Raw genomic sequence first — 22138 nt, forward strand, 5'->3', positions numbered from 1 at the left:
TCGGGCTACTCCCAGACGATGGCCACCTTGCCGGTCTGGGCAGCGTCGGCTGCGGCGTAAGCGTCGGCTGCCTGCTCGAGGGGGAAGGTCTCGGTGACCACCTGGTCCGGGTGGAGGCCCCAGCGGTCGAGCTGGCGCAGGAGTTCGGCCATGTGGCCGGTGGAAGTCACCCAGGAGCCGTGGACGGTGAGCTGCTTGTGGATGATGGCGTGGCTCACGTCCAGGCCGTTGATCACGCCGCCCTCGCCGACCAGCGCGACGCGCCCCCAGGCGCGGGTCCCGTCGATGGTGGCCAGCTGACCGGCGCCGCTGCCTGAGCAGTCCATGCCTGCGTCCGCGCCACCGGGGAGGAGCCTCGCCAGCTCGTCGGAGCCGGGCTCCACCGCAGCGTCGACGGCGCCCAGTTGCAGGGCCAGTTCGCGGCGGGCGGCGCTGGGGTCGACGCCGACCACCAGCGGGGATCCCAACTTGCGGCCCATCAGGCCGGCGGCCAGGCCGACGGGGCCGAGTCCCGTGATGAGGAGGGAGTCGTGGCCGGACACGTCGATCCGACGCAGCGCCTCGTAGGCGGTACCGAAGCCGCAGGCCACGCACGCGCCGTCGACGAAGGTGAGGGAGTCGGGCAGGACGAGGCAGTCGCGCTCGTCGGCGATCAGGTACGTGGCGTGCCCGCCGTCGCGCTGCCAGCCGTAGGCCGCGCGCTTCGGGGAGAGGCAGGAGATCTGGTAGCCCTTGCGGCACTCGTCGCACTGGCCGCAGCCGCTGATGTGGTAGACGACGACGCGGTCGCCGGGGGCGATGCGCTCGACGCCCTCGCCGACGGACTCGACGAGGCCGGCCGGCTCGTGGCCGCCGACCACGCCCTGGTAGGCCTCGGGCCCCTCACCGAGGTGCTCCCGGTAGATGGCGCGCAGGTCGCTGCCGCAGATGGTGGAGGCGCGCATCGCGATGCGCACCTGGCCATGCCCGGGTTCGGGATCCGGCACTTCCCTGAGATCGACGCGGCTTCCGCCGGGCAGGAACGCAGCTAGCACGACAACCATCCTCCTTGATGCGAAACGATTCGCTTTCACCGTACACGGCTGCACTCAGCGAGTGCAAGGGGGGTTGCCATTGGATGCGGGCCGGGATATGGTGCCGGAAACGAATCGTTTCTCGTCCGGTCGGAGGACCAATGAAGCTCCAGGAGCGCACGCTGCGGGACGGCTCCCGCATCCCCGTGGTCGGTGTGGGTACGTTCGGGTCGGACCGCTACTCGGCCGCCGACGTCGCCCGCGGCGTCGAGACCGCGCTGGAGATCGGCTACCGACTGGTCGACTGCGCCGCCGTCTACGGCAACGAGGACCTCGTTGGGCGGACGCTCGCCTCCGCGTTCGACGGCGGGCTCGCGCGCGACGACGTGTTCGTCATGAGCAAGGTCTGGAACGACCACCACGCGCCGGACCGGGTGCGCGCCTCCGTCGAGAAGTCGCTCGAGGACCTGCGGCTGGACCACCTCGATGCCTGTTACATCCACTGGCCCTTCCCCAACACCCACGCCCAGCACGCCCACGTCGACGAACGGGACCCGGGCGCCCGCCCCTACCTGCACGCCGACTTCATGCGCACCTGGGCGGCCCTCGAGGACCTCGTCGACGAGGGCCTGGTGCGCCACGCGGGCCTGTCGAACGTGACCGTCCCCAAGCTGAAGCTGATCCTGCCGGAGTGCCGCATCCAGCCGTCGCTGGCCGAGATCGAGCACCACCCCACCCTGCAGCAGGGCGAACTCTTCCAGCACCTGGTGGACCACGGGATCCAGGTGGTGGGCTACTCGCCGCTGGGTTCGCCGTCGCGCCCGGAACGGGACCGCACGGAGGAGGACCTGGTGGATCTTGAGTCCCCGGCTGTCCTCCGGATCGCGGAGCGGCGCGGGATCTCGCCGGCCCAGGTCTGCGTCGCGTGGGCAGTCAACCGCGGCGTCATCCCCATCCCGTTCTCCGTCAAGGAACACCAGCTGCGCGAGCTGTTCGACGCCAGCGCCGTCGAATTCACGCCCGAGGAGTTCAACGCCCTGCGCGGCACAGACCGCAACAACCGCCTCATCAAGGGACACGTCTTCCTGTGGGAGGGCGCGGGCTCCTGGCTGGACCTCTGGGATGTCGACGGGACGATCCCGGGTTGGCACGGCTACGCTTCCTGACAAATGGCCACCTACAAGGACATCCAGCGTCTGACCGGCCTGTCGCTGTCCACCATCTCCAAGTACTTCAACGACCTGCCGGTGCGGGAGGCCAACCGCCGCGCCATCGAGGAGGCGGCGGAGTCCCTGGGATTCCGGCGCAACGCGTTCGCCCGCGGCCTGCGGACCAAGCGCTCCAGCGTCGTCGGCGTCCTCCTTCCCGAGCTGGACAATGCCTTCCACATGTCGATCATCGCCGGCGTCGAGTCGGCCCTGCGCGCTGACGGCGTCGGCATCCTGGTACGCGCCGCGCACGACGACCTGGTGTCCGGCATCCGCGACCTGCGCGAGCAGATGGTCGACGGCGTCATCGCCGTGCCCGCGGAGTCGCCGTCGCCCGACGCTCTGGCCGCTGCTGTCGGCGACGTGCCGCTGGTGCTGGTGGACCGGCGCCTCGACGGCGTCGTCGCCGACACCGTCACCATCGACAACGCGGCCGCGGGGGCCCGCGCCGCCGAGTGCCTCATGGCCTTCGGGCACCGCCGAGCCGCAGTGCTCGTCGGACCGGCCACGATCTGGACCATGGTGGGCCGGGCAAAGGGGTTCATCGACGCCTTCGACGCAGCCGGAGATGTGACAGTCATGACCGCGCCCGCCCTCACCGTCGCGGCCGGGCACTCCGCCATGGCCCAGGCGCTGGCCACCCGGCAGCGGCCGACGGCGGTGTTCTGCGCGAACTACGAACTCACCCTCGGCGCACTCACCGCCATCACCAACGCCGGCCTGAGCATCCCCCGGGACATCTCCTTCGTCGGCTTCGACGGCGGCGACCTGGCAGAGGTGACCAAGCCCCGCCTCTGGACGATGGTCCAGCCCGTCGAGCAACTCGCCGCGGCCACCAGTGAGCTGATGCTCTCCCGGCTGTCGGCTGGAGCCGGGGAGGCGCGCGACGTCGTGCTGCAGGCCTCAATGCTCCCCGGCGACTCGGTCTCGCCTCCGGCGGTAAGTGCCGTCGGGTAGAGGGAGACGTTCGGGCCGCTGCCAAGGCCGCGGTGATCGCAGTTGCTATCATGGCTTCGTGGACGCACAGGAGCTGGAGCGGGAGACACGGGCCGCGGATGATGCCGCCCGCGACGCGCGGGCACGATTGGTGTCCGCCGTCAGGCGCGCGCACGCGGCAGGCATGTCACAGCGCGAGATCGGCGCTCACAGCGGCCGCAGTCAGGCCGAGATCAGCAGACTCCTCCACTTTCATGGGGCAGGCCCCCGCGCGAGGCAGCTCAGAGCTCGGCGCCGCGAACTCGTGAAGCTGCTGTCCGACGCCGGGTTGGACAACGTGCGGGTGTTCGGGTCCGTGGCCACCGGCACCGACAGGGACGGGTCGGATGTGGACCTGCTGGCGACGCCGCGGCGCCCCGTTGGCCTCCTTGCCTTGGCGCGCCTCGAACGTGACGCTTCGAGGACCGTCGGTATGCCAGTCGACCTGGTCCTGGACGACGCAATCCGCCCCGATCTACGGGAACGGATCCTCGATGAGGCCGTGCCCCTGTGAGCAGGACAGAACCTGAACTGTTGAAGGACGCCCTCCTGCATCTGGACTTCATCGACCGCTACGCGACCATGGATCTTGGTCAGGATGTGGTGGTTGACGCGATAGCTCTGCGACTTGCATCCATGATCGATGCGCTGAATGGGTTGCCAAGCGTCCTGCTGGAGGATCTATTCGGCGAGGATTGGCCGGCGATGCGGGGGCTGAGGAACAGGATCGCCCATGGCTATCACCTCGTGGCTGCTGACGTGCTCAGGGTTACGGTCACCCAGGAACTGCCCGCAGTACGGGAGAGTCTCGGGCGTCGGCTGAGCGACATCGGCTGATTGCCCATCAGCGGGGCGGCCGGCGCGGGCGTGTTCCTGACGCCTTTCGAGACTGTCGCTGGCGCTCCTGTTCAACGCAGTGCTCCTTCTCCTCGCGGTCGCCATCTCGACCGACGGCTCAGCTGTGCGTTTGGTGCTCGGTGGGTGGTGCGCGGATCGCGCAACTAAGCGAAGCGGGGGGGGCGCCCCCGTCGGCCTGGCTGTGCGTTTGGTGCTCGGTGGCGGAGCGCGGATCGCACACCTAAGCGACCAGGGCGCCGTCGTCGGCTTACCTGTGCGTTCTGTGCTCGGTGGCGGAGCGCGGATCGCACACCTAAGCGACCAGGGCGCCGTCGGCCTGGCTGTGCGTTGCTGGTCGGTGGCGGAGCACGGATCGCACACCCAGCGACGCCCCGGCGCGGCGGGGCGCGGGGAGGGGCGCCGTCGGCGTGGCTGTGCGTTTGCTGGTCGGTGGCGGAGCACGGATCGCACACCCAGCGACGCCCCGGCGCGGCGGGGCGCGGGGAGGGGCGCCGTCGGCCTGGCTGTGCGTTTGCTGGTCGGTGACGGAGCGCGGATCGCACACCTGAGCGAAGCTGGGCGTCGTCGTAGGACTAGGTGTGCGTTTTGTGCTCGGTGCTGGAGCACGGATCGCACACCCAGCGACGGCGCGGCGCGGCGTCGCGGCCGGGGAGGGGCGCCGTCGGTCTGGCTGTGCGTTTGCTGGTCGGTGGCGGAGCGCGGATCGTGCACCTAAGCGAAGCAGGGCGCCGTCGTCGGTTTAACTGTGCGTTTTGTGCTCGGTGCTGGAGCACGGATCGCACACCCAGCGACGGCGCGGCGCGGCGTCGCGGCCGGGGAGGGGCGCCGTCGGTCTGGCTGTGCGTTTGCTGGTCGGTGACGGAGCACGGATCGCGCATCTAAGCGAAGAGGGGCGTCGTCGTCGGACTAGGTGTGCGTTTTGTGCTCGGTGCTGGAGCACGGATCGCACACCCAGCGACGGCGCGGCGCGACGGCGCGGCGGGGAGTGGGGCCCCTGCGGGTCAGCAGGACTCGCGCTCCACCAGGCTCATGTGCAGCACCTCGGTGCGGGGGTCGGCGCCGTCGATCATGCCCAGTGCCATCTCCGCGGCCACCCGGCCCTCGTCGTGGAGGGGCTGCTCGATGGTGGTCAGGGGAGGGGTGCTGGTGGCGGCGAAAGGGTGGTTGTCGAAGCCGATGACCGACACGTCCTCGGGCACCCGGCGCCCAGCCAGGCGCAGGGCGGTCAGGGCACCGACGGCGATGCGGTCGGAGCCGGCGAGGATGCCGTCGATCTCGGGGACGGTCTCCAGCAATTCGCGTGCGGCCTCGAACCCGGAGTTGGAGTCCCAGCCGGTGTAGACGACGGCGTCGTCCTGCAGCCGCTCGCCCAGGACGGAGTGGTAGCCGCGGTGACGGTCGACGGAGGCGGGGTTGTCGAAGGGACCCAGAATTGCCCCGACCCGGGTCCGGCCCTGCGCCAGCATCCGTTCGGCGGCGATCCGGGAGCCCTCGACGTCGTCGGCGTAGACGGTGGAGAACACGCCCTCGTAGGGCATTCCCTCCAGTTGGCCGCACAGGACAACGGGGAGGTCGCCCCGCGAGAGGGCCTCCAGGACGTCGCCGCCGACGTAGGGGGACAGGCTGATCACGGCGTCGAAGGATCGCCTGTCGAAGTGCTGTAGCGCACGGGCGCGTTCGTCGTCGGAGTGGGCCTGCAGCAGCATCGGCAGGAAGGGGGTGCTGGCCAGGCCGTCGGTGATGCCCTTCAGTATGGTGCTGTAGGTGGGGTCGACGAACAGCTCGTCGAGGGGCTCGGTCACGAGCACCGCGATGGCGTTGGCGAGGCCCGTGGCCAGTGCCCGGCCCTGCGCGTTCGGCACGAATCCGGTGGCCAGCATCGCCTCCCGGACTCGCTTCTTGGTGGCCTCCGTCACGGCGGGGGAGTCGTTCAGGGCGCGCGACGCCGTCGCCCGGGACACCCCGGCCACCCGGGCCACGTCCCCGATCGTCGACTTCGTCCGCTTGGCTCTCGCCACTGGCTCCTCCTGTTGCGGTGGACACTAGTCCACCCCGTTTCCTGATGCCCGGTGACTTCATGTTAGGGTAAATGAAACCGGTTTCATTCATCAAGGAGAAGCATGTCGCCAAACGACTGGGAGAACCAGCAGCTGACGGGACGCAACCGCTTGGCGGCCCGTGCCTACTTCTTCGGCTACGCCGACGCCGACGCTGCCGCCTCCCTGGATCGACGACGCGCCCGCGGCTTCGTGGACCTCTCCGGCACCTGGAACTTCCGACTGTTCGACAACCCCCGCCGCGTCCCGGCCGCCTTCACCAGCGAGCCGGCCGAGGGCTGGGACGAGGTCACCATCCCCCACCTGTGGCAGCTGGACGGTTACGGAAAACTTCAGTACACCGACGAGGGCCTCCCGTTCCCCATCGAGCAGCCGATGGTGCCCGCGGACAACCCCACGGGTGCCTACCAGCGCGTCGTTGCCCTGAGCCGCCCGGCGGCGGGGGAGCGGACCATCCTGCGCCTCGACGGCGTCGAGAGCTACGCCGAGATCCACCTCAACGGCCAGTTCGTCGGCATGACCAAGGGGTCGCGCCTGTCGGCTGAGTTCGACGTCACCGACGCTGTCGTCGACGGCGAGAACCTGTTCTCCGTGAAGGTCCTCCAGTTCTCCGACGGCACCTACGTCGAGGACCAGGACATGTGGTGGGCCTCCGGCATCTTCCGCGACGTCTACCTCGTCACCCGCCCCGCCGCCCACCTCACCGACTTCTTCGTCCGCACCCACAAGGTGGCCGACGACGTCGCCGAGGTCACGCTCACCGCCGAGGCGGCCGGCGCCACCGGGATCCACTGGTCGATCAGCCGCGACGGCACGGTCGTGGCCGAGACCGACGTCGCCCCCGGCGGGACCGCCACCCTCACCGTCGACGGCGCCCGCTTCTGGAACCCCGAGGAGCCGTTCCTCTACGACATGCTGCTCACCGTCTCCGGCGCCGACGGCGTGAGCGAGTACGTCCCGCACCGCCTCGGCCTGTCCGAGATCACGACGGAGGACGGCAAACTCCTGCTCAACGGCACCTACTTCAAGATGCACGGGGTCAACCGCCACGACCACGACCCCTACAAGGGCCGCGCCGTCGGCATGGACCGCGTCCGCCGCGACCTCGAGCTCATGAAGCGCCACAACATCAACGCCGTGCGCACCGCCCACTACCCCAACGACCCGCGCTTCTACGAACTGTGCGACGAGATCGGGCTCATGGTGATCGCCGAGACCGACCTCGAGACCCACGGCTTCGCCAACGTCGGGGACCTCTCGCGCATCACCGACGACCCCACCTGGGAGCCCACCTACGTGGACCGGATCGAGCGGCACGTCCTGGCGCAGCGCAACCACGCGTCGGTCATGATGTGGAGCCTCGGCAACGAGTCCGGCTACGGCTGCAACATCCCCGCCATGTACGCGCGTGCCAAGGAGCTCGACCCCACCCGCCCGGTCCACTACGAGGAGGACCGCAACGCCGAGTACGTCGACGTCATCTCCACGATGTACTCGCGCGTGCAGCAGATGAACGACTTCGGCGAGCACCCGCACCCCAAGCCGCGCATCATCTGCGAGTACGGCCACTCCATGGGCAACGGCCCCGGCGGCCTCAGCGAGTACCAGGCGGTCTTCAACCGCTGGGACTCCATCCAGGGGCACTTCATCTGGGAGTGGATCGACCACGGGATCGCCCAGCGCACCGCCGACGGCCGCGAGTTCCACGCCTACGGCGGCGACTTCGGCGACTACCCGAACAACTCCAACTTCTGCATCGACGGCATGGTTTTCCCCTGGCAGGAACCCAGCCCGGGTCTTGTCGAGTACGCGCAGGTCATCAGCCCCGTGCTCGTCGAGTACGCCGACGGCACCCTCACCGTCACCAACCGCCGCTGGTTCACCGACCTCTCCGACGTCGAGGTCACCCTCCGGGTGCTGCACGACGGCGTGGTCGCCGAGACCTCCACGCTCGCGCCCGGCGCGGTGCCGCCCCGCGGGAGCTGGCAGCAGCGCGTCGACGTCCCGCAGGCCGAGGCCGGCGAGACGCTGCTGACCGCCGTCGTCACCTCCAACGCATCTCACGACTGGGCCGAGGCCGGCCGCCAGCTCGGGATCTACCAGTTCCAGGTGGCTTCCCGACCCGCGGCGCAGCCCGTGCCGACGCCAGGAGAACTGACGGCCGAGGCGGACCAGACCACTCTCCGCCTGGCCTCCGAGCGCGCGGAGGTCGTCTTCGACCTCGTCGACGGCGACCTCACCACCTGGCGCGTCGACGGCGTCGACCGCCTGGCCGCCGCCCCGCGACTCGGGTTCTGGAAGCCGCTGGTGGACAACCACCAGCAGGAGGCCGACGACCTCTGGTTCCCCCGCTTCATCGAACGCATGCAGCACTCCACCCGCAGCGTCGAGTGGCGCACCGACGGCGACGCCGTCGAGGTCACCGTTGCCGTCCGGCTCGCGCCCCCTACGCTCGACTTCGGCGTCCGCGCCACGCTCGTGTGGCGGGCCCGGGCGGACGGCGGCCTCGAGGTCGCCGTCGACGGCGCACCGTACGGGCCCTACTCCGACATCATCCCGAGGATCGGCCTGAGCCTGGAGGTGCCCGGCGCGATGCGCTCGGTGGAGTGGTACGGCCGCGGCCCGGGCGAGAACTACCCGGACTCGGCGGCGGCCAACACCGTCGGGCTCTGGCAGAGCACCGTCGAGAACATGGTGACCCCCTACGTCGTCCCGCAGGACTACGGCAACCGCGGCGACGTCCGCTGGCTGGAGATCTCCGACGGCGCGGGCGCCGGAATCCGCGTGGCCGCACCCGCGGGCGCCGAGACGTTCAACTTCTCCGCCTGGCCGTGCACCAGCGACGACATCGACGCGGCCAAGCACCGCACCGACCTCGTCGCGCGGGACAACGTCACGCTGAACCTCAATCACAAGGTCCTGGGACTCGGCTCCAACTCCTGGGGCAGCGAGGTGCTCGACTCCTACCGCGTCCGGCTCGAGCCCTTCTCCTTCCAGCTCACCCTCGCCCCCACGTCGGGCCGCACCGAACCAGGAGATGACAACTGATGAGGCTCTTCGAGTCCCGGGAACTGTTCGCCGAGCTCACGGCCGGCACCAAGAAGTGGGACCGCACCGTCGAGGCCCTCGACGTCGCCCCCACCCTTGAAGCCGGCGTCGCCTACTCCATCGGCGACTCCCTCACCTACCGCCGCGACGTCGCAGCCGCCTTCGCCACCGACCAGCTGGTCGGTCGCCGTCGTTATCACCAGGTGGTCGCGGCCACCGGCGGCGACGTCGCAGTGGAGATCGCTGCCAAGACCGACCTCACCGAGGCCGGCCCCTACGACGACCTCACGGACCGGCAACCGTTCGACGGTGCGGGCGTCGTGACCACCGTCCCCAGCGGGGGAGTCCTCGTCGTCGACATCGACGAGGCAGCCCGCTTCCTGCCCAACCCGGCGTCGGAGGCGGTCGTGCTGCACGTGACCGTCGAGGGCGCCACCTTCCACAACAAGTGACCCACCTCAAGAGAGCAGCACAATGACTTCAACGAACCGTGGGCGGATCGGCTGGTTCGCCCTCCTGACGATGACGGTGGTCGCGGTGTTCAACATCCGCAACGTCGTCAACAACAACGTGGCCATCGGCCTGGCCTCGGCGCCAGCCTTCTTCTTCGCCACAATCCTCTACTTCATCCCGTTCACCCTTGTGATCGCCGAGTTCGTCGCGATGAACAAGAACTCCGAGTCGGGCGTCTACCAGTGGGTCAAGACCTCGATGGGCGGGCGCTGGGCCTTCCTCGCGGCGTTCTGCTACTGGTTCGTCAACCTGTTCTACTTCGCCTCGCTGCTGCCGCTGATCCTGGTGTACGCGTCGTACCTGTTCTACGGCGAGGAGAAGCAGCTGAGCCAGCTGTGGATCACGCTGCTGAGCATCATCATCTTCGCCGTGGCCACCTACGTGTCCACCAAGGGCGCCAAGTGGATCAGCTCGGTCACCAACCTGGGCGCCACCCTGGTGCTGGTCCTGACCGGTGCGTTCATCCTGCTGTCGGTGGCCGCCCTCTTCGGCGGCGTCGAGCCCGCGACCCCCATCACCGCCGAGACCATGAGCCCCGACTTCAGCTCGTTCGTGACCATGTGGGCCTTCTTCGGCACATTGGCGTGGATCATCCAGGGCGTGGGCGGGGCCGAGTCCGTCGGCGTGTTCCTCAACGACCTCCGCGGCGGTGCCAAGACCTTCATCCGCACGATCGTCTTCGCCGGCATCCTGATCGGCCTGCTGTACGCCGTCGCCTCGCTGCTGATGACGGTGTTCGTCCCGCAGGGCGGGCTGGACTACTCCAACGGCATCTTCGTGGCGATGGGCGCTGTCGGTGAGTACTTCGGCATCTCCGCGCTCCTGGTGAACCGCGTCGTCGGCGTCATCCTGCTGGCCGCGACCCTTGGTTCGCTGCTCATGTGGACCTCAACCCCCGTGAAGATCTTCTTCTCCGAGATCCCCGAGGGCATTTTCGGCAGCAAGCTCGTCGAGCTCAACTCCGAGGGCATTCCCTGGCGCGCGGCGTGGGTGCAGTTCGCAATCGTCGTGCCGATCCTCGTGATCCCCGCCCTCGGTTCCGGCAACATCAACGACCTGCTCGGCATCGTCATCAACATGACGGCCGCGACGGCGCTGCTGCCACCCCTGCTGATCCTCCTGGCCTACTTCGTCCTGCGGCACCGCTTCGACAACGTCAGCCGCGAGTTCCGCATGGGCAGCCGCAACCTGGGCCTCATCATCGCCGGCTTCCTGCTGCTGGTTTTCTCGTTCGTGTTCATCGCCGGCACCACCCCCACGGGCCAGCCGCTGTGGCTGACGCTGCTCTACAACATCGGTGGTGTGGTCGTGTTCCTGGGTCTTGCCTTCTGGCGCTACCAGACCTACATCGCCAAACTGCGCCGGACCGACCCCGCCGCCGCCGAGGCCGAACTTCGCCCCAACGCGCTGGACATGGCCACCGACGCGTAGTCGCGGCTCTCGTTCAACGCTCCCAGCCGACGCCCTCCCGCCCCCCGCGGGAGGGCGTCGGTTTTCCACTCCGCCTCCGCCTCCGCCGTCACGCCGTCATCGCCGTCGCCGTCGTCGCCGTCGCCGTCGTCGTCGTCGCCGTCGCCGTCGCCGTCGCCGTCGCCGTCGCCGTCGCCGACGCCGTCGCCTCCGCACCGTCGGTTTACCAGCGCTTCCGCGGGTTTACCAGCCCTCTTGTTGGTTCACCAGCGTTGTTGGTGTTTACCAGCGCTGTACGGCTGGTGGTGAGAAACAACGCTGGTCAATCGCCGGCGACGGTGGGTCTCACCTCACGCCGCCGCTCGCCGCCGCGCTGATGGCCTCGGTTTACCAGCGCTTCCGCGGGTTTACCAGCGCTTGAGTTGGTTCACCAGCGTTGTTGGTGTTTACCAGCGCTGTACGGCTGGTGGTGAGAAACAACGCTGGTCAATCGCCGGCGACGGTGGGTCTCACCTCACGCCGCCGCTCGCCGCCGCGCCGCTCTACGCCGCTCGCCGCCGCGACGACGGCGTCGGTTTACCAGCGCTCGCTGCGGTTGACCAGCGCTTACGCGCGTTCACCAGCGTTATTCGTCGTCACCAGCGCTGTACGGCTGGTGACGAGCAACAACGCTGGTCAATCGGAAGTAGGGCCGGGGAATCGCGACGGCGCAAGGCCTGGCTCGGGGCGGGCGCCAAGGGGGCTCACCCACCACGCGAAGGTCGGCGCGGGCGTGGGACCTCGCGCACCCACGGAGGCCAACTCACTGCAACCGAGGGGTCGGCATTTGCATCGGGAGGGACGAGAAAGTTACACTCTTTCCCTACCAATGAAACCGGTTTCATTCCGGAGGTCCCAGGGGGTGACAATGCAACGCATGGCGACGGCTGCTCTGCTCGCAGTCACCGTAATCTGGGGATCGACGTTCTTCGTCATCAAGGACGCGGTCGACGCCATGGATCCCGCCGACTTCCTCGCGGTCCGGTTCACCCTCGCCGCGGTCGTGATCTGCGCCGTCCTCTGGCGCCGGATCGCCAGGCTGTCGCCCAAGCACTGGGCCTTCGCGCTAGGTGTGGGCGCGGTCTACGGTCTGGGTCAGCTCGCCCAGACCTATGGACTCCGGCTCACCTCGGCTTCCATGTCCGGCTTTATCACCGGCACCTACGTCGTAATCACCCCGCTGGTCGTGTGGGCCGTATTCCGACGGCGTCCCAGCGTCCGCACCTGGGTCGCGGTGCTCGTCGCCGTCGTCGGACTCGGTGTGCTCAGCATCACCGGAACCAGCATCGGCGGGCCGGGGGAGGCGCTGACTCTCCTCGGGGCCGCGCTGTACGCGGTGCACATCGTCGCCCTCGACAGGGCCGCGCGGCGCGTCGATGTCCTGGCGCTCACCGCGGTCCAGATGGTCGGTATCGCCCTCGTCGTCGGCATCGCTGGCCTGCCCGGCGGCTACACCGTCCCAGCCGCGCCGTCGGTCTTGGGCGCAATCGCCTACACCGCCTTGGTGGCAGGCGTGCTGACCATGGGGCTGCAGACCTGGTCTCAGCAGTACCTCGCCCCCACCAGGGTCGCGCTGCTCATGACCCTTGAGCCTGTTTTCGCCACCTTGTTCGCCGTCGTTTTCGGAGGGGAGTCGGTCACCCTCCGGCTCCTGATCGGCGGCCTCATGATCCTCGCGGGAACCGTCATCGGTGTCCGCGCGGATCCCGCACCAGACGCACCCCTCACAACAGCCGGGCCGAACCCGGAACCAATCCACGTCCAGTAATTCATCACAGTCGATGGACGCAAGAAGGAGAAACATGTCAGTCAACATCAGCCGCAGGAAGCTGCTCTTCGCCACCGGCGGGGTCGCCGCCAGCGCCGTACTCGTGGCCTGCAGCGGCAACAGCGGCAGCTCGGGGGAGAAGGGTGCTGTCACCTGGTCCACCTGGGGCTCGCCCGACGAACTCAAGGGCTTCGACCGCTTCCAGGAGGCGTTCAAGACCAACAACCCCGACATCGAGCTGAAGTTCCAGCCCGTCCCCTCCTACGGCGACTACCACTCCAAGCTGCAGACCCAGCTCACGAGCAACACCGCCCCCGACGTGTTCTACGTCGGCGACGACCGGATCGCCTCCATCATCCGCAACGACGTCCTGCTGCCGATCGGCGAGGGTCTGGCTGACACCGACCTCAGCCAGGACGACTTCGCCGAGAACATCCTCGACATCGCCCGCTGGGAGGGCGAGGTCTACGCCCTGCCCAACGACGTCAACCCCGACACCCTCTGGTACGACAAGGAGGCGCTCGCCGCCGCCGGCATCACCGACGACCCGGCCGAGCTCGCCGAGAACGACGAGTGGACCACCGAGGCCTTCCTCGACATGTCCACCAAGCTCGCAGCCGCCGGACTCACCGGTGCGGTCTTCTGGAACTACTGGGCCACCCACGCCAGCTGGATGACCTCCCAGGACGGGCAGGTCTACGACGCCGACGGCAAGTACGTCGCGCACACCGACTCCAACAGCGTCGCCGCCATGGAGGAGTTCGCAGCCCGCTTCCAGGCCGGTGAGTTCAAGCTCGCCGACCTCCTGCCCACCGGCGCCGGGTCCGAGTCCATGCTCGTCACCCACAAGCTCGGCTTCCTCGCGGCCGGTCGCTACACCATCGGCGCCATCCGCGGCGCCGGCGTCGACGAGACCCTCTACGACGTCGTGCGCTGGCCCAGCCCCGACGGCAAGGCCCGGCCCACCGGCGTCGCCGCCTCCTACCTGGCCATCAACAAGAACGCTGCCGACCCGGAGGCCGCGCTCAAGTTCTTCTCGTCGTTCCTCGACGCCGAGGGCCAGCGGCTTCGCCTGGAGGACGCCGGCAACGCCGTCCCGTCCGTCAAGGGCGCCGACGACATCGTGCTGGACGCCGGTTACCCGGCCCACGCCCAGACCATGCTCGACATGCGCGACCTCGGCTACTCCAACTTCCCAACCGAGGCGGCCGTGCCGGACCTGTCCAACACCATCTCCGTGGAGTACATGCAGCCGCTGTACGAGGGCAAGTCCACCGCCCAGGAGACGCTCGACGCCGTGGCCGCCCTCGTCGAGGAACAGACGGCCTGATGTCTGCCACGACCACATCCGCCGTCGACGGCGCCGGGGCCTCGGCTCCCGGCCGCCGTCGGCGGGGATGGCGGGAGCGCGACAAGCTCTGGGGCGTGTTCTTCGTCGCCCCCCAGACGCTGGGCCTGCTCCTGTTCACCCTCATCCCGTTCGGGTTCGCGTTCGTCCTCGCCTTCACCGAGTGGAGCGGTTTCGGGATGCCGGAGTTCGTCGGCTTCGACAACTTCGCCAACCAACTGAGCAGCCCCCTGCTCGGCCGGGCGATCGGCAACACCTTGGTGATCGCTGCGGTGACGGTGCCCGTCGGCCTGTTCCTGGCCATCCTGGTGGCGTCGGTGCTCAACAAGATCAAGGGCCGCGCCATCTACATGGTGATGTTCTTCGCGCCTGTGGTGACCAGTTCCGTGGCGGTGGCCCTGATCTGGCAGCAGCTGCTGCGCGCCGACGGCGTCCTCTCGGGTGGGCTGACCACCCTGTTCGGCATCCCGCCGATCGACTGGCTGGGAGATCCCGTCCTGGCCCTGCTCGCGGTCTGTGCGGTGACCATCTGGTCCTCGCTGGGCCTCAACGTCGTCATCTTCATGGCCGGGCTGCAGAACATCTCGCCGTCGGTCATGGAGGCCGCCGCCATCGACGGCGCGGGCCCGATCGCCCGCTTCTTCAAGCTGACGCTGCCCCTGCTGAGCCCGATCATCTTCTTCCAGTCGGTGATCGCGTTCATCTCTTCGCTGCAGACCTTCGACCTCGTGTTCGTCCTGGTGGCCAACGCCGGCCCGGACAACGGCACGCGCACGATCGTCTACCACATCTACGACCTCGGCATCGCCAAGCTGCAACTGGGCCTGTCCAGCGCCGCCTCCATCATTCTTCTCGTGCTCACGCTGGCGATCACCGCCGTCCAGTTCGGCCTGCAGAAGAAGTTCGTCCACTACGAAGGGTGATGACGATGACCGCCATTCCCGTGGAGACCAAGAAGCCTCCCGCGCGCCGGATCCTCGGCGCCAGCCTCAAGCACGTCGTCGTCTTCGCCGCCGCCTTCCTGATGGTCGCGCCGTTCCTCTGGATGCTGCTCACCAGCTTCAAGGGCCTGCCGCAGCTGCTGCAGGATCCGCTGAGCATCTTCCCCGACCCCTGGGTGTTCTCGAACTTCGCCGAGGCCTGGAACGCGCTGCCCTTCGGCCGCGCGTACGCGAACTCCATCTACATCACAGTGCTCAGCGTGTTCGGCACGCTCATCACCAGCACCATGGCGGCCTACGCGTTCGCGCGGATCCCGTTCCGGGGGTCCAAGGCGCTGTTCGGGGTGTTCCTCGCGATGCAGATGGTGCCCAAGCAAGTCACGCTCGTGCCGTTCTACTTCATCATGGCCCAGATCGGCTGGGTGGATTCCCACCTGGCGCTGATCGTGCCCGCCATCATGGTGAACCCGTTCGGCGTCTTCCTGGCGCGACAGTTCATCCTGAGCGTCCCCGTCGAACTCGAGGAGGCCGCGCTGATGGACGGTGCCTCCCGCTGGGGCATCTACTGGCGCATCATCCTGCCGACCATCCGGCCGGGGCTCGGCGCGCTGGCCATCATCGCCGCGCTCGACGCCTGGAACGCGTTCCTGATGCCGCTGATCCTGCTCAACAGCACCGAACTGTTCACGGTCCCGCTGCTGCTGAGCCAGTTCCAGGGCCAGCACGGTGGCTTCAACTACGCCTTGATCATGGCCGCGACGGCGGTCTCCACCGTCCCCATGCTGATCGCGTTCATCATCGGGCAGCGCCAGATCATCAACTCGCTGGCCACCTCCGGGCTCGGCGGGCGCTGATGGCCGGGTTCGCCATCGACCTGGTCACCATCCCCTACACGGTCCCCGGCTCCCGCCTGTTCGTCCTGCGCGACGGCGACACGCTGACACTGTACGAGGCCGCCTACGAGCGGGCGCTCCGCGACAGCGTCGTGATTCGCGGAATCGCGGGGGAGGTGGAGCGCGTGACGCCTGATGGCATCGAGTTCGCCGACGGCACCACGCTCGTCATCTCCGGTGACCAGGCGTGTCGCGGCGACGTCGTGCTCGCGGGTGGGCAGGGCGACCCTCGGCAGCACATCCCGACGCCTGCGGAGTGGCTCGCCCGCACGCCGCAGGTGGCTCCACGGTGGCAGTCACTGGTGGACCTTTGCTGGTGGGTGCTCGGCTGCAACACTCTGAGCCTGGGCGGCGCCGCCCAGGGACGCGCAGTGGTGCCGTCGAAGATCGGCTACGTCGGCCACTGGCAGTGGGACAGCTACTTCATCGCCATCGGGTTGCGCCACGGCGACCGCGAACTCGCCGTCGAGCAGTTGCGGATCGCCGTCTCGCGGCAGCAGCCCGACGGGCAGTTGCCCGACGTCGTGCACGAGGCCGGCGTGCTGGCCTCCAGCGACGACCTCCCGCCCGGTGACCTGGAGAACCTGCGCGCGATGGCGTCGCCGACGCTGGCGCACTCCCGGATTCCCCTGACCAAGCCCCCGCTGACGGCGCTCGCGGTCTCGCTCGTGGCGCCGGATCTGGTCGACGAGTTCCTCGACCCGATCCTCGCCTCCCAGGAGTGGTGGTACGCGGCGTCGGACCCCGGCAACACCGGGCTTCCGGCCTACCTGCACCCCTATTCATCCGGCCTCGATGACTCCCCGATCTTCGACCACGACGCCATCGTCCGCTCGCCGGACCTGGCCGCCTACCTGATCAGCCAGGACCAGCTCCTGGCCGACTGGCTGCGGGAGCGTGGCCGCGACGCCGACGCCGAACGCTGCACCGCACGCGCCGAGCGCACGCTGGGTCTGCTGCTGGAGCACTGGCACCCGGAGCGGGGACAGTTCGCCAGCGTCGGTGAGGCCGGGCAGGAACTGGCCACCGACGCCGTGGTCGGCCTGATGCCGTTGCTGGTCGGCGGGCTGCCGGGCGACGTCGTCGAGGCGCTGCTGGCCGCGACGCAGGACCCGACGCGCTTCGGCACCCCCCATCCGCTGCCGACGGTGGCCACCTCCGACCCCGACTTCTCCCCGACCAGGATGTGGCGCGGCCCCGTCTGGGTGAACACGATTTGGCTGGTCGCTCATGGGCTGCGCAGGCAGGGAAAAGTGGCTGAGGCCGACGCGCTGGAGCGTGCGACGCTGGAACTGGTCCTCGCCGCCGGCGGACCCCACGAGTACTTCAACCCCTTCGACGCCACCAAGCCACCACGCGCGACGACGGCGTTCGGCTGGTCTGCGGCGCTGGTCGTCGACATGGCGGTCCGCGCCCGGGGTGCGCTGGTCGAGTAGCCGGCGAGGGACGAGTCAGCGTGTCGAGACCCCGGCCGATGCGGGACCGGAGAGGTAGATTGGTCCCTTCGCCAAGCAACGGAGGTTGGCCATGAACCGCGTCGACGCCAGGACTGCTGAGTTCCATCGACTGCACGCCTCCGGGTGCTTCGTGATGCCGAATCCGTGGGACGTGGGCAGCGCGCGGGTGCTCGAATCCATGGGGTTCCCGGCGTTGGCGACGACAAGTGCCGGATTCGCGTGGACGCTGGGACGGACAGACAACGAGGTGCAGGTGGAGCAGGCGCTGGAGCACCTCCGCGTCGTAGCCGCGGCGGTTGAAGTGCCCGTCAACGCCGACTTCCAGGGCGGCTACGCCGTCGACCCGGAGGGCGTCGCGGCGAATGTGACGCTTGCAGTGGCGACGGGGATAGCGGGCCTGTCCATCGAGGACGCATCCGGCGACGCGGCGGACCCGCTGTTCGAGTTCGAACTGGCTGTCGAGCGCGTGCGGGCCGCGCGGCAGGCGATCGACGACAGCGGCACCGGCGTCCTGCTCACGGCCAGGTCTGAGGGCTTCGTGTGCGGGCGCCCGGACATCGGTGAGACCACGCGCAGGCTTTCGGCGTATGCCGAGGCCGGCGCCGACTGCCTCTACGCGCCCAGGATCTCGTCCATTGAGCATGTCGCCGCGGTCGTCTCGGCCGTCGCGCCCCGACCGGTGAACCTGCTGATCAACGGGCCCTGGATCACCGTCGCCGAGGCGGCCGAGCTGGGCGTACGACGCATCAGCGTGGGAGGGACGCTGGCGCGCACAGCCTGGGGCGGCTTCCTGGCGGCTGCCAGGGAGATCGCGGAGGAAGGGACGTTCTCCAAGTTCGGCGAGTTGCCCGACGTGGAGGCCCTGCTGGGGACCTTATCCGACGGACATAGCGGCCGGCGCTGATAAAATAGGGGTACTGACTCGCGGGTTGTCGGCCGGTCCTTTCCATAGAGGGCCTGGAAGCACCCGTGTTCCCGGCGGGACTCCCCGGGCGACGCTCCGCCGTCGAGCCGGTGCCGCATTCATCACAGGTGGTTCCCATGCAGCTTGTTCCCGGTCAGACCGTCATCCATCCGCACCACGGTCCTGCGACCGTCACCCGGCGCCTCACACGCAGCCTCCGCGGCGAGTCCGTCGAGTACGCGGAGCTGCTGGTGGCCGCGCCGCCTCTGACGATCACGGTCCCGGTGAGCAAGGCCGACTACATCGGCCTGCGTGAGGTCGCCTCCGAATCCCAGTTGGACCGGCTGGCGGCCGTGCTGTGCGCTGACACCGACGCCGAGGAGGAAACCTGGTCCCGTCGCGTGAAGGCACACGGCGCCAAGCTCCTCACCGGCGAACTGCGCCTGGTGGCCGAGGTGGCGCGCGACATCCTGCGCAGGCAGGACGCCCGCGGGGTGTCCATGGCGGAGAAGGAGATCCTGCGCGACGCCCTGCGCCCCGTGGTCGCCGAGGTCGCGGTCGCCGTCGGCGTCTCCGAGGACGACGCGGAGCAGGTCATCAAGGAGCTCGCGCTGACCCGCGACCGCTCCGTGCTGGACCACGCCCCGGCAGCTTGATCATTCCGGTGCCGCCTCGGCGATCCGCTGGAGCCGCTGCCTGTGCTCCTGCCACCACGTGGCGTCGACGCCCTGTGCTTCCGCCGGGAGGTTCGGTGCGGACGGACTGAGCCCCGCCTGCCCGTCGAGGAGTTCGCGCACGATGTCCACCTGGCCCAGGTGTCTCCCGTACTCGGCCACCATGTGCACCAGCAGCCGTCCCAGCGTGACGCGCCGCTGGCCCCACCAGGGCACAGTGGCGACGTCGTCCAGGGACAGGTCCGCGATGGCGGCGTCCGAGGCGGCGGCGCATTTGTCGGCAAGGTCCAGGATGTCGTCGACGGACTCCTCAGCGGTGGCGTACATGTCCGCGTTCGGTTCGGCGTCGTCGTCGAACCAGGGCATGGCGATGCCGGATGGACGGGCGAAACAGTCGGTGAAGTACCCGACCTCCACCGAGGAGACGTGCTTGAGCACCCCCAGCAGGTTGGTGCCGGTGGGCGTCATCGGCATCCGTAACTGGCGCTCTGACAAGCCCTCGAGCTTCCACCGCAGGTCCTGTCGGGAGCCCCGGAGGTAGTGCCAGAGGACTGCCTTCAGTCCGCCGTCGGACTCGCTGCCGCTCGGTGAACCTGGAGGCGAGGTGGGCGTCTCTGCAGTCATGTCAGACATGCTGCCACCGACGACTGACATCAGCGGCTCAGTCGTCTGAAGATGTCCAGGCATCACGGAGGCACGATACCCTAGGGGGTATAGTGGTCCTCGCAGGATCGGCCACCTGGAAAGGTTCCCATGTCACAGCAGTTACTCGGTCACGTCGACGTCCCGGCCAGCGGGCCAGCGTACTGGCGCGCCGTCTGGTCGCGTCGCCACACTGTCACTGCTGTTGCCGCAGCGGTCGCACTGTTCGCCGTGCTCATGTCGGCGCGCGGCGCCGTCGCTGCGCTGGACGTCGCGCTGCTGGGGCTCGCGGCCGTCGTCGGGGCGATCACCCTGGCGACCTACGTCCCGCCTGCTGGAGTGCCCCTGCGTGAGCACGCGACCGGAGGGTCCTGCGGCATCATCCCCGTGCTGGCCGTCGTCGGCGCACCTGTCCTGCTGTCCCAGGCCGCGCCGACGTTGCTGCCCCTGATCGTCCTGCTCGCGTGCTACGGCCTCGCCATGGGCAAGCGCATCACCGACCACGCGTCCTGCTGAGAACACAGAACCCGGCCACAGCGGTCGCCATTGAAGGCATGATCGAACGAGGAGGAAACATGAACTACGCAATCCGCATCGACCTGGAGCGCCCCTTCGACGAGGCGCTCGCCATGACCAAGGAGTCCCTGGCCGAGAGTGGCTTCGGGATCCTCACCGAGATCGACCTGAAGCAGACGCTGAAGAACAAGCTCGACGTCGACATCGACGAGCAGGTCATCCTCGGTGCCTGCAACCCCGGCTTCGCCTACAAGGGCCTGCAGATTGAGCCTTCGCTGGGTCTCCTGCTGCCGTGCAACGTGGTGGTGCGACACAGCGCGGGCGTCACCGTCGTCGAGGCCATCGACCCGGAGACGATGGTCGCGCTCAGCGAGAACGCTGAGATGGAGCCCGTCGCCTTCGAGGTCCGCGCCGCCCTCAAGGCCGCACTCGACCGACTGGCGGCCGCCGCCTCCTGACGCCGCCTCCTGACGCAGGCTCCGTGTCGCCCGCGTGGTCGTCGGCCAGGTGTGCGTTCGCTGCTCGGTGATGGAGCACTGAACGCACAGCTAAGCCGGGGCGACGGCGCGGGCTCGGCTCACGTCGGAGCCTAGGTGTGCGTTCGCTGCTCGGTGATGGAGCACTCAGCGCACACTAAGCGGGACGACGGCGACGGCTCGGCTCACGTCGGAGCCTAGGTGTGCGTTCGCTGCTCGGTGATGGAGCACTCAACGCACTCTAAGCGGGGCCGACGGCGCGGGCTCGGCTCACGTCGGAGCCTAGGTGTGGGTTCGCGGCTCGGTGATGGAGCACTCAACGCACTCTAAGCGGGGCGACGGCGCGGGCTCGGCTCACGTCGGACCCTGGGTGTGGGTTCGCTGCTCGGTGATGGAGCACTCAACGCACAGCTAAGCGGGCCGACGGTGCGAGGGCCGTCCTCGCGACCGTCACCTCGGACGTCGTCGCATCAGTTCCTCAAGCGACGTCGCGGGGTGCCCGGTGAGCCGGGCGACGTCGTCGGTCACCGTCTCGAGATCCCCGGCGGCGATTGCGGTGTAGGTGGACACCCAGGCTTCCACCTGCCAGTCCGGCGCCCCGTAGACCGCTCGTGAGGCGTGGGCCTCTTCGATGGTCTCGTCATGGTAGGTGTACCGACGACCGGTGGCGCGGGTGAGGACCGCCGCGACCTCCTCCAGGCCCAGCGCCTCGGGGCCGGTCAGGGAGTAGGCGACGTTGGTGTGTCGCTCGGGATGCAGCAGGACCTCGACGGCGACGTCGGCGATGTCGTCCTGGGCCACCGCCGCGATCCTGCCGTTGCCCGCCGGGCCGCGGATGACGCCGTCGTCGCCCGCGAGCATGGGGAGGAAGTCGGCGTACATGTTGTCACGCAGGAAGGTGAACCGCATCCCGCTGCCGCGGATGTGCCCCTCGGTGGCGTGGTGGTCCCGCACGAGGGTGAAGGTGCTGGCGGCCGCCCCCGCGCCGACGAACGAGATGTAAACCAGGTGCTCCACACCGGCACGGGCGGCGGCGTCGATGAAGGTGGAGTGCTGGGTCACCCTGTCGGCGCTCTCCGAGCCGGACACCATCAAGGCGACCCGCACCCCGTCGAGGGCGTCGGCGACGGATTCGCCGTCTGAGTAGGTCGCTCGGTGCACCGTCGTGCCGGGGAGTTCGGGGGCTCGCGCCGGATCCCGGACGAGCAGGCGCTGCGGTGCCCCGACGTCGGCGAGCCGGCGCGCGATCCGCCCGCCCAGGTTGCCGGTGGATCCGGTGATGCCAAGGGGTGCGTTGTGTTCGGCCATGGAACCATCATGCGCCTGCCGCCGACGCATTGCCGGGGTCTGGGGGAACGCGAGGATTCCGCCCAAGTCGACGCCAGGGCGGATTAGGTT

General features: G+C 68.9%; 20 protein-coding genes. 16 read left to right on the plus strand and 4 right to left on the minus strand.

Features of this window, described 5'->3' with window-relative positions; all coding sequences use genetic code 11:
* Window positions 1-5: 5 nt before the first annotated feature.
* Complete coding sequence (locus LKO27_RS00315; RefSeq protein ID WP_227734917.1) at window positions 6-1043, minus strand: zinc-binding dehydrogenase; 1038 nt, start codon at window positions 1041-1043, stop codon at window positions 6-8.
* A 131-nt stretch (window positions 1044-1174) separates the two neighbouring features.
* On the opposite strand from LKO27_RS00315, the gene LKO27_RS00320 reads away from it, so the two are divergent.
* The 4 genes from LKO27_RS00320 to LKO27_RS00335 are packed head-to-tail and all read left to right on the plus strand — an operon-like array spanning window position 1175 to window position 4033.
* Window positions 1175-2179: an aldo/keto reductase gene (locus LKO27_RS00320; protein WP_227734918.1), complete on the plus strand. Its 1005-nt coding sequence runs from the start codon at window positions 1175-1177 to the stop codon at window positions 2177-2179.
* A 3-nt stretch (window positions 2180-2182) separates the two neighbouring features.
* Complete coding sequence (locus LKO27_RS00325; RefSeq protein WP_227734919.1) at window positions 2183-3178, plus strand: LacI family DNA-binding transcriptional regulator; 996 nt, start codon at window positions 2183-2185, stop codon at window positions 3176-3178.
* A 58-nt stretch (window positions 3179-3236) separates the two neighbouring features.
* Entirely contained in the window at window positions 3237-3710 is a 474-nt protein-coding gene (locus tag LKO27_RS00330) for a nucleotidyltransferase domain-containing protein (RefSeq protein WP_227734920.1), read from the plus strand.
* Window positions 3711-3730: 20 nt separating this feature from the next.
* Window positions 3731-4033, plus strand: a complete 303-nt coding sequence (locus LKO27_RS00335; protein WP_227734921.1) for a DUF86 domain-containing protein — start codon at window positions 3731-3733, stop codon at window positions 4031-4033.
* Between the two features lie 1022 nt (window positions 4034-5055).
* Here the strand turns inward: LKO27_RS00335 and LKO27_RS00340 are convergent.
* On the minus strand, window positions 5056-6072 hold the full coding sequence (locus LKO27_RS00340) for a LacI family DNA-binding transcriptional regulator (protein ID WP_227734922.1): 1017 nt from the start codon (window positions 6070-6072) through the stop codon (window positions 5056-5058).
* A 102-nt stretch (window positions 6073-6174) separates the two neighbouring features.
* On the opposite strand from LKO27_RS00340, the gene LKO27_RS00345 reads away from it, so the two are divergent.
* The 10 genes from LKO27_RS00345 (at window position 6175) to LKO27_RS00390 (ending at window position 19088) form a co-directional block, all read left to right on the plus strand.
* Window positions 6175-9159 carry a glycoside hydrolase family 2 TIM barrel-domain containing protein gene (locus LKO27_RS00345; RefSeq protein WP_227734923.1) on the plus strand — a complete coding sequence of 995 codons (2985 nt, stop codon included), beginning with the start codon at window positions 6175-6177 and terminating at the stop codon, window positions 9157-9159.
* Window positions 9159-9611 carry a hypothetical protein gene (locus tag LKO27_RS00350; RefSeq protein WP_227734924.1) on the plus strand — a complete coding sequence of 151 codons (453 nt, stop codon included), beginning with the start codon at window positions 9159-9161 and terminating at the stop codon, window positions 9609-9611. The genes LKO27_RS00345 and LKO27_RS00350 overlap by 1 nt, the downstream gene beginning before the upstream one ends.
* Window positions 9612-9633: 22 nt before the next feature.
* On the plus strand, window positions 9634-11103 hold the full coding sequence (locus tag LKO27_RS00355) for an amino acid permease (protein WP_227734925.1): 1470 nt from the start codon (window positions 9634-9636) through the stop codon (window positions 11101-11103).
* A gap of 895 nt (window positions 11104-11998) precedes the next feature.
* Complete coding sequence (locus LKO27_RS00360; protein WP_227734926.1) at window positions 11999-12889, plus strand: DMT family transporter; 891 nt, start codon at window positions 11999-12001, stop codon at window positions 12887-12889.
* Between the two features lie 34 nt (window positions 12890-12923).
* Complete coding sequence (locus LKO27_RS00365) at window positions 12924-14219, plus strand: ABC transporter substrate-binding protein (RefSeq protein WP_227734927.1); 1296 nt, start codon at window positions 12924-12926, stop codon at window positions 14217-14219.
* Complete coding sequence (locus tag LKO27_RS00370; protein ID WP_227734928.1) at window positions 14219-15160, plus strand: carbohydrate ABC transporter permease; 942 nt, start codon at window positions 14219-14221, stop codon at window positions 15158-15160. The genes LKO27_RS00365 and LKO27_RS00370 overlap by 1 nt, the downstream gene beginning before the upstream one ends.
* A gap of 5 nt (window positions 15161-15165) precedes the next feature.
* Window positions 15166-16032, plus strand: coding sequence for a carbohydrate ABC transporter permease (locus tag LKO27_RS00375; RefSeq protein WP_227734929.1), 867 nt, complete (start codon window positions 15166-15168; stop codon window positions 16030-16032).
* Window positions 16032-17507: an amylo-alpha-1,6-glucosidase gene (locus LKO27_RS00380; RefSeq protein ID WP_227734930.1), complete on the plus strand. Its 1476-nt coding sequence runs from the start codon at window positions 16032-16034 to the stop codon at window positions 17505-17507. The genes LKO27_RS00375 and LKO27_RS00380 overlap by 1 nt, the downstream gene beginning before the upstream one ends.
* Before the next feature lie 91 nt (window positions 17508-17598).
* Window positions 17599-18432, plus strand: a complete 834-nt coding sequence (locus LKO27_RS00385) for an isocitrate lyase/phosphoenolpyruvate mutase family protein (protein WP_227734931.1) — start codon at window positions 17599-17601, stop codon at window positions 18430-18432.
* Window positions 18433-18569: 137 nt separating this feature from the next.
* Entirely contained in the window at window positions 18570-19088 is a 519-nt protein-coding gene (locus LKO27_RS00390) for a CarD family transcriptional regulator (protein ID WP_227734932.1), read from the plus strand.
* Here LKO27_RS00390 and LKO27_RS00395 read toward each other — a convergent pair whose 3' ends face one another.
* Window positions 19089-19730: a DinB family protein gene (locus LKO27_RS00395; protein ID WP_227734933.1), complete on the minus strand. Its 642-nt coding sequence runs from the start codon at window positions 19728-19730 to the stop codon at window positions 19089-19091. It abuts the gene before it with no gap.
* Window positions 19731-19859: 129 nt separating this feature from the next.
* Here LKO27_RS00395 and LKO27_RS00400 point away from each other — a divergent pair, with 129 nt between their 5' ends.
* Together LKO27_RS00400 and LKO27_RS00405 are read left to right on the plus strand one after the other, a co-directional pair.
* Entirely contained in the window at window positions 19860-20264 is a 405-nt protein-coding gene (locus LKO27_RS00400; protein WP_227734934.1) for a hypothetical protein, read from the plus strand.
* Window positions 20265-20323: 59 nt separating this feature from the next.
* On the plus strand, window positions 20324-20722 hold the full coding sequence (locus LKO27_RS00405; RefSeq protein ID WP_227734935.1) for a DUF302 domain-containing protein: 399 nt from the start codon (window positions 20324-20326) through the stop codon (window positions 20720-20722).
* 468 nt (window positions 20723-21190) lie between these two features.
* Here the strand turns inward: LKO27_RS00405 and LKO27_RS00410 are convergent, their stop codons facing one another.
* Window positions 21191-22048 carry an SDR family oxidoreductase gene (locus tag LKO27_RS00410; RefSeq protein ID WP_227734936.1) on the minus strand — a complete coding sequence of 286 codons (858 nt, stop codon included), beginning with the start codon at window positions 22046-22048 and terminating at the stop codon, window positions 21191-21193.
* Window positions 22049-22138: the final 90 nt, after the last annotated feature.

This window comes from Tessaracoccus sp. OS52 (assembly GCF_020687685.1).
Lineage (GTDB): Bacteria > Actinomycetota > Actinomycetes > Propionibacteriales > Propionibacteriaceae > Arachnia.